This window comes from Wolbachia pipientis (genome assembly GCF_023661085.1).
GTDB lineage: Bacteria > Pseudomonadota > Alphaproteobacteria > Rickettsiales > Anaplasmataceae > Wolbachia.
In genome coordinates this window covers 1-8,052 of sequence record NZ_JAHDJT010000056.1, presented here as the reverse complement: position 1 = coordinate 8,052, position 8,052 = coordinate 1, and the positions used below count along the sequence as shown (strand labels likewise).

At 37.0% G+C, this 8,052-nt stretch carries 5 protein-coding genes; 4 read left to right on the top strand and 1 reads right to left on the bottom strand.

Annotation, left to right across the window (positions count from 1 at the left end; genetic code table 11):
- Window positions 1-361 precede the first annotated feature (361 nt).
- Window positions 362-487: a hypothetical protein gene (locus tag DM84_RS06080; RefSeq protein ID WP_284706124.1), complete on the top strand. Its 126-nt coding sequence runs from the start codon at window positions 362-364 to the stop codon at window positions 485-487.
- Between the two features lie 83 nt (window positions 488-570).
- Here DM84_RS06080 and DM84_RS03295 read toward each other — a convergent pair whose 3' ends face one another.
- A complete protein-coding gene (locus DM84_RS03295) occupies window positions 571-3,198 on the bottom strand; it encodes a PD-(D/E)XK nuclease family protein (RefSeq protein WP_250778321.1) in 2,628 nt (875 codons plus the stop codon).
- Between the two features lie 99 nt (window positions 3,199-3,297).
- Between DM84_RS03295 and DM84_RS03290 the strand changes: the two genes are divergently transcribed.
- The 3 genes from DM84_RS03290 to DM84_RS03280 all read left to right on the top strand — a co-directional run bounded on the left by DM84_RS03290 (window position 3,298) and on the right by DM84_RS03280 (window position 7,815).
- Window positions 3,298-6,426: a phosphoribosylformylglycinamidine synthase subunit PurL gene (locus DM84_RS03290; RefSeq protein WP_250778320.1), complete on the top strand. Its 3,129-nt coding sequence runs from the start codon at window positions 3,298-3,300 to the stop codon at window positions 6,424-6,426.
- A gap of 87 nt (window positions 6,427-6,513) precedes the next feature.
- Entirely contained in the window at window positions 6,514-7,026 is a 513-nt protein-coding gene (locus DM84_RS03285) for a hypothetical protein (RefSeq protein WP_250778319.1), read from the top strand.
- Between the two features lie 138 nt (window positions 7,027-7,164).
- Window positions 7,165-7,815 (top strand): hypothetical protein, encoded by a 651-nt coding sequence (locus tag DM84_RS03280; protein WP_250778318.1) that lies wholly within the window; start codon window positions 7,165-7,167, stop codon window positions 7,813-7,815.
- The last annotated feature ends 237 nt before the right edge of the window (window positions 7,816-8,052 follow it).

Genomic DNA, 8,052 nt, shown 5'->3' with positions numbered 1-8,052 from the left:
AAATAGAGAGTGGAATAACTAGCTACCTCGGGGTTTTATTGTCTTTTTTTCCTGTATAGTAAATTTCTTAAATATTATAGCTTAGACTAGTTGCACTTAAAAGCAGCTAAATTGCAGCGTTTAAGACATAAAAACGCCAATACTGAAAATAAATGCTGACCAGGGCTTCTTTTGCTTTTTCTATTTGGTAAATTTCTTAAATATTTATTACTAAAGTAGTATCCTGGATCCCAGTATCAAGTACTGGGATGACAGGAGGAGTAGCAGGAAAAAGAAGTGCTGGAATGACACCCGTAGCCCTGTCATTCCAGCGCGTGACGCTGGAATCTGGGAATTTATTAGGTTAGTGAGTATAAACGTTATGTTAAAATATACCATTTTATGGAAACTAGATCCCAGTGTCAGCTACTTGGATGACAAGAAAAGGAGGCACTGGGATGACGAGAAAGGAGCTACTTGGATGACAGGAGTAGGGATGCTGGAATAACACCATTGTTGACTGGCAAGATACTGTCAAAGTCCCAATAGTAGCCTCACTGTCAACGATGAGCTCTTAGGATCTGCTGCTAACTACAACCACTCCCCTACCCTTTCTAGTTGTTTATAGCTGTTAAATCTTAGAAATTTATCAAAATATGGAGAGGCAATAAAGGGAGTGGTCCCTCTTAAATAATTAGATAAAAAACTCGGTAGATTATTTTGAAATTCATGCATTTTTTGTCTGTAATTCTTAAAAGCAATAACCTTTACTTTATCATAGTCAAGTTTCCAATAAGCAAGTTCTGAAACTTCTTTTTTTGTTGTATATTCTACCGCTAAAGCTTGTAAAATTAATTGCGGAAAAAATCCTGACATAACTTCCTCATTCGAAGGCGGTGAACCGAGTTTATAGTCTATAATTGCTACTTGCCCATTTGGCAGATATTCAACTCTGTCGCATCTTGCTGTTAATGAAATTTCTTGTAACCCCCAAGTAGCTTCGGCATTACATGTCGAAACGCAAGCTAACGGATAGGAAAAGCTCTTCTCTAACTCAACTTGATTGTTTCTAGTCCTATCAAACTCGACAAAAGACTGAATCACCTTCTGCAACCTTACCCACCACATATTTGAAAAATTAAACCGATTAGCTGAAAATACTTCTTGTGCAATGCGCATTGGCGACTTTCTATCATGCAAATATCTCTCAAGAATATTGTGCACCATAGTGCCAAATTCCAATATCGATGGCTTAAAATTTAAGTCTCTTAATTGTTTAAGGTTCAGTATATATTCAACGTAAAATGAATAAGGGTTACGAATCAGTTTTTCTACCGCGCTGCAAGACATCACTTGCATTGTTTCTTCTCTGACCTCAGTTTGAGGTTTTGGCATAGGCTGAGTGCATGGCACAACGCATTCAGGCGTATTTAATATTCTTAGCCAATCGCGATAAGGATACTTTGATCCCTGTAACAGAATTTCTAAACGCTGCAATAGAATTAGTTTCTTGTTGCTTAGCAATCTTGTGATGTACACTTTACTTGCACCAAATAAACTGCGCAGAGTATATAAAAAACACCCCTGCTCCTCTTGCACGGAAGGAAGGTCGAATTTTTCTCTTGTCAGCGCATTCAAAAACGGATTTTGAAAACTTGGCATATCATAAAATCCAGCAAGTATTACAACTTTATTGTGATATAAACTGAATCTATTGAGGTCGCTTGCTACAGAAAAAAACTCTTTCTTCAAAAACAAGGTTAGAACTTGGCTATATAACTCCAGGGAACACTTAATCGTTATGCCCTCACATGCATTTAAGAAATCACGGGTAAAATTACCTACTTCATTACTTAGCTCTGAAAAGTCTACCCCAGAAAGCAAATTAATACACTGCAAGTGAGCTGTTACCACATCAGAAATAGGGCAATTTATAGAATTAAGTAAAGGATTAAATATAGCTTCTAATTTATTGATAATGATCAATATATCTTCTTTATATTTTAGCTTTTCATGGGCATTGATGACATTTATAATACTGCTTCGGCCGTTCGTACTGAAGCTGCGTAATATCTCTATTTCGAACTCAGATAAAATTTGAGTGTATTCTTTCTGAGTATAACCCAAAGTCACTAACCTATGTTTAAGAAGAGAAAGAAGTGCCACGCTGTTCCAATTTGAGGTCAAAACTTCAATACTATAAAGCAGAAGCGTTATATAAGAATAGTTTTCCGACATGGAACACGCCATACGAGTTGCAAGTAATTTATCAAAGACACGCAAGGAAACTTTTTCATAACCTTCATTCTCTATAATTAGTGACGTCACTTGTGCTTCTTCCTCCCTCGAATCACAAGTGATGACTTCGATATTTCCAATGCCCCCATCGTTAACTTTGCTAAGGTCAGCAGTTGTATCAAAGATGTAATCAATAATTTCGTTATCCACAGTGTTCAAACAGATAACATTTTTCCTATCTACATTTAAATAATCGAGCAGATCTTTCAGGCAATATTGATAGTGTTTTTTATCAAGCGATTTCCAGTCTTTCTCTTTAATTTTCAGATTCAGATTAGGTAAAATTATCTTTCCAAGTGGTAGGTCATATATAGCTTTAATCAATAACTTGTAGATTTCACCCTTTCCAATTCCAACAAAGATTATATGTTGATCTTTCTGCAGAAAGGTTATCATATTGTTTATGTAGTCACTTTTATGTTCTAGTATATCTACTACTTCTAGATCTTTTAAAGTGTTACTCCAAGTTTTAATAAGTAAGTTTTTGAAATTCTCTATTTTCTTTGAGTGCTCATCGAACTGATAATAATCTGCTATTTGGGTATATTGGATTTTATCAAGCAGTGATGGCAAGCTATAAGCCAAATCAATAGGAAAATTATCATTGTTTTCTTTATTCCACTCCAATATGAATTGAATCAACAGCAGTGTCCTTTTTGTCGGCTTGATAACTTTAACTCTATCAAGATTTAATATTAAATCTTCCTCATCAATGTTCTCTAGCGAAACTATCTCTGGTAAAATTATGCATTTTTTAGCGCTGCAATTCTTGAATGCACTCAGTAGCGCTATCACATCCCTCTTGCAGGGAAGGATGACTTTTACCTTGGGAATTTCTTCTTTTCCATACTCAGAAAATATGTGCTGAGCAAGCACATCAAAAAAGGATTCATCTACGTCAGCAGTAAAAACTCTTCCCATGAAAAATGACAACTAGTACGATGTTTTATTGTACAGCAAAATATAAATGTGCTCACAGTTTCTGATGTTATTATATATTAAAATCTTTCACAACATTACATGACAAACATCAGAATAGAAGTTTTAAATAAATATGAGCAAGTTGGCAGCAGATGGTTAGTTAACGTTTATTCGATTTATATAAGCGAAGAGTTACCATCAAAATTATATGAAGAAATTTGTAGGCTATTTTATAACAAAATCATACAGGACTGCCGTTGTTACTCCTACAACGAAAATCTTGAAGAAGTTCAATATGATTTCATAGAACCACAGGTTGAGTGGGGCTTGGAAATAAGCTTCTTACCTGGTATGACCGACAACATAGGCAACACAGCAAAACAGATTGTTAAAGAATATTTAATAAGCAAGGGCTATATTGATCCATCTGTCATGCAAATTTCCTCTTCTGTCATTCCAGCGCTTGACGCTGGAATCTATAGATCCCAGTGTCGGGGCACTGGGATGACAGACGAAAGGGCTGGAATGACACCAATTGAGATCAAAGCAAGAAGTTCAAAACTGATCTTGGGTAAAGGGAACCTACCAACCGAGGATGATATAGAATTCAACCCTATCACTGAGTATTGCACGCTTATTTATAGAGAAAACGGCAATTTCCGTTGGAGGTATTACAGTAAACAAAATACTCCACCTGGTGTCATTCCAGCGCTTGATGCTGGAATCTATGGATCCCAATGTCGGAGCACTGGGATGACATCCTATGGCACTTGGATGAGAGGGGGAAAAATAGGAATGACAGAAGGAAAGACTGGGACGACACCAGGTAACGATGGGGCTAAGCCTGTCGACCTCAATGTAAGTGATCGAGAGCTTGAAAAGATTAGCAGAGATGGAATCGATGGCAATGGCACTCTAGGCCTCTCCCTTGCAGCAATGAAAGCTATAAGGGATTATTTCGAAAAACTCGGTAGAAATCCATACGACATTGAACTTGAATCCCTAGCGCAGACTTGGTCTGAACATTGTAAGCACAACATCTTTTGTTCTCCTATCGATGAAATAAAAGACGGTCTATATGCGCATTATATTAAGCGTGCAACGCGTGAAATAAATTCTGACATATGCGTGTCAGTCTTCTCCGACAATGCAGGAGGAATAATTTTTGACGATGATTACTTGATTGTAGATAAAGTTGAAACCCACAATAGCCCTTCAGCTCTCGATCCGTTTGGTGGAGCAATGACTGGAGTGCTTGGAGTTAACCGCGATATACTGGGCTTTGGCAAAGGTGCAGAGCCTGTAATGAATACCTATTACTTCTGCTTTGCCAAAGAAGCAAAAGGCAAATTTTATAGAGATAAAGAGCGCACTGATGAAATTTTGCCACCAAAATATATCATGAAAGAAGTAATTCACGGTGTTAATGTTGCTGGCAATTGTTCTGGCATTCCAACACAACTTGGATCGGTATATTTTGACGATAGATTTTGTGGAAAACCGTTGGTCTTTGTTGGAAGCGTTGGGATTATTCCGCGCAATATAAATAATGCACCTTCACACATTAAAAAGCCCAAAAACGGCGATAAGATTGTAATTATTGGCGGAAGGGTTGGAAGGGATGGAATTCACGGTGCGACGTTTTCTTCAGAAGCACTATCGGGAAACAGCCCTTCAACAGTTGTGCAAATTGGCGACCCTATAACGCAAAAAAAATTGTCCAACGCTGTCATAGAGGCAAGAGATCTTGGTCTTTACAATGCGATAACAGACAACGGAGCGGGAGGACTGTCATCGTCCATCGGTGAAATGGGAAAGAATGGATTTGAAGTTGATTTAAGCAAGGTTCCACTTAAAAACGATGGTATGGCTCCGTGGGAAATATGGATATCAGAATCACAAGAGAGAATGACTTTAGCAGTGCCGGAAGAAAATCTCCCTATGTTTAAGCAAGTCATGAAAAAACACGATGTGGAAGTTAGCGTGATTGGAGAGTTTAATAGTACGGGTGTGTCGACAGTTCGATTCGCTTCCGCTTCACCGATAATGAATAGCGAAACTGAGTTCCTACATAATGGCAACCCTAAAATGCATTTAAAAACAAAGCTGTGGTCTAAGGGGGCTACTGTCATTTCAATGTGCAACACTGGGATGACACCACATCAAGAAACTGAACTAAAAGAAATGCTGAGCAGACCAAACATTTGTAGCAAAGAGTTCATAGTGGTGCAATATGACCATGAAGTTCAGGGTTCGTCTGTGTTAAAGCCACTGCAAGGCAAAGGAAGAGTGTGTAGCGAAGCTGTTGTTTCAAGGCCAGTTCTTTCTTCAAACAAAGGTGTTGTGAAATCACAAGGGTTCGGCTCAAGTTATGGAGAAATTGATACTTACCATATGGCAGCATGTGCGATTGACACTGCCATACGCAACTATGTAGCTGCAGGAGGAAATGTAAATCATCTAGCGTTGCTCGACAATTTTTGTTGGTGCAACGCTTATGATCCAGAAAGACTGTGGCAACTAAAGAGGACTGCAGAAGCTTGTTATGACTTTGCAACTGCATTTAAAACTCCATTCATATCTGGAAAAGATAGCATGTTCAACGACTTCAAGGGATATGACGAAAATGGTAAGAAAGTTATTATATCTGCGCCACCTTCATTACTTATTTCAGCAATTGGAGTTATAGAAAATATTGAAAATGCGGTATCGCTTGACGTGAAGATGCCAGGAGACTTGATATATGTGCTTGGTATAACATACGACGAACTTGGCAGATCTGAATATCAGCTATACAGTGGAATAGGTAATAACAACGTACCAAAAGTTGATGCAAAGAGCGCCAAGAAGTTGTATGAGCGCTACAGCCTTGCAATAAAAGATGGCATAATTGCCTCTGCAATTGCACCAAATCTTGGAGGGTTGGCTGTTGCTCTAGCAAAATCGCTAATTGCAGGAGACCTTGGTGCTGAAATCGATCTTTCACTAGTACCAATAGGAAAAACACAAAATGAAGATATAATAAACAAGATAATAATGTTTTCTGAATCACAGAGTAGAATTTTGGTTACTATTGCCCCGCAAAACCAGCAGAGATTTGAAGAATTGTTTAAAGGTATGGTTTTTTCGTGTATCGGCAAAGTGACAGAGGAGAAAACCCTAAATATAAAGGATATCTTAGAAGTAGATTTGAAAGATTTAGGGAACAGCTATCGTAGCATAGTATAGAATATTTTTTTCATTATGCTAAATAACTCCTTTACTATATGTAATGTTTATTTAGAATGGACGTATGTTATTAAGTTTAGGTAGGTTATGTATATTTTATTAATGCTCTTGTTCATCAGTCTTTCTTTACTTAACAATTCAAATAAATTGATGATATGTGCTGCCCTAGTTACGGGAGCTGCTCTAGCTGTAAATTCAATGGTTAAATTCTACGGCAAGAGAGAAGCTATATACAGCTTAATAACGTGCACAGTGTCATGTTGTATTCTTAAATGGCAAAATCTCAGTCCAATAATACTAATTTCATATACCGCAATTTTAGTATCTCTTTTTTCAAGTATCATTATTTTTGAAAAATTAAGGTCTAAGTTTGACTTTCATATAACAAATTTCACTGCTTTAATTATAGCATCAGTAGTTGACAGTACTGTTGTGTGTGTTGGGTTACTATACAAATTCCCCGCAGGTAAATGCTTATCGATATACATTAGAGATTTAGCTTTCAAATTTTCTTATATATCAATATTAAGTATTTGCTTACTAGTAGCAACACATTTATTCCGTTGGGCAAAGAAGAAGTATATTAAGCTTTTCGCGTAATCTGTTTTCGTGGCCAACGTTTTCTCAAGCCACATCGCCAGCAAATGTTGGCTAAGCTTAAATCTGCTACGGTAACTTCAAAATATATTGACTTTATGTACAATATTAGCTTTAAACCAGTAAAATAGGTTTCAACACATGCGCTTTCTTTGTTCTAACTATGTTCTTTTTTTGTCTTTATGCTGTCTTTCATTCTTTTTGTTACCTTCAATAGAGGCCCAAACAAACGATACGTCAGCAGCGGAATTTGTCCCCACACCACAAAGGAAAAAAAAGATAATTAAGCAACTGAGTACCGATGTTATGAAACAAATAGCACAACCGAGGCAAATCATAGAAATGCAAGAAGAAGTCAATATCGACGAAAGCAGCCCAATTCCAAAAAGAAAAAAAGGTGTAGATACAAAGCTGAAAGATGCAGTAAAGCCTAGAGAAACAGAGAATGAAATAAAAAGCGAAAAGAGTGTTAAGAGCAAAAAGAACGAGTTAGTTGTAGCAGAAATTGTCAATTCTATAAGAGACAAGCTTACAAAATGCTGGAGTATCCCTGAAAGCATAGCTTACAAAGAAAATTTTAGTGTAAAAATCAATCTATTATTATCCAATCAAGGTGAAATAATTATGGCTGATGTAGCAGACAGTAATTCCTACAAAAGTAATCCACTTTTCAGGTCAATAGCAGATAGTGCAATGCGTGCAGCATATAAATGTAGCCCAATAACTGGCTTGCCTGCCAAACATTACCACATTTGGCGTGAAGTGACACTAGACTTTATTCTAAATGGGTAAACAACAGACTGCTCACATGCAATCCAGGATGCCACTTTAGCTATAAATATTAAAAAATTTACCAAATAAAAAAAGACAAAAGAAGCCCCGTGGCGGCCAGTTATTTACTTTTGTGTCGAAATGTTGGCGTTTTCTTATCCTAAACGCTTAATAAGTGCAACTTAGCTGCTTTTTAATGCAACTAACCTTAGCCATAAACGTTTAAGAAACTCACTAAGCAGAAAAAAAGCAAAAGAA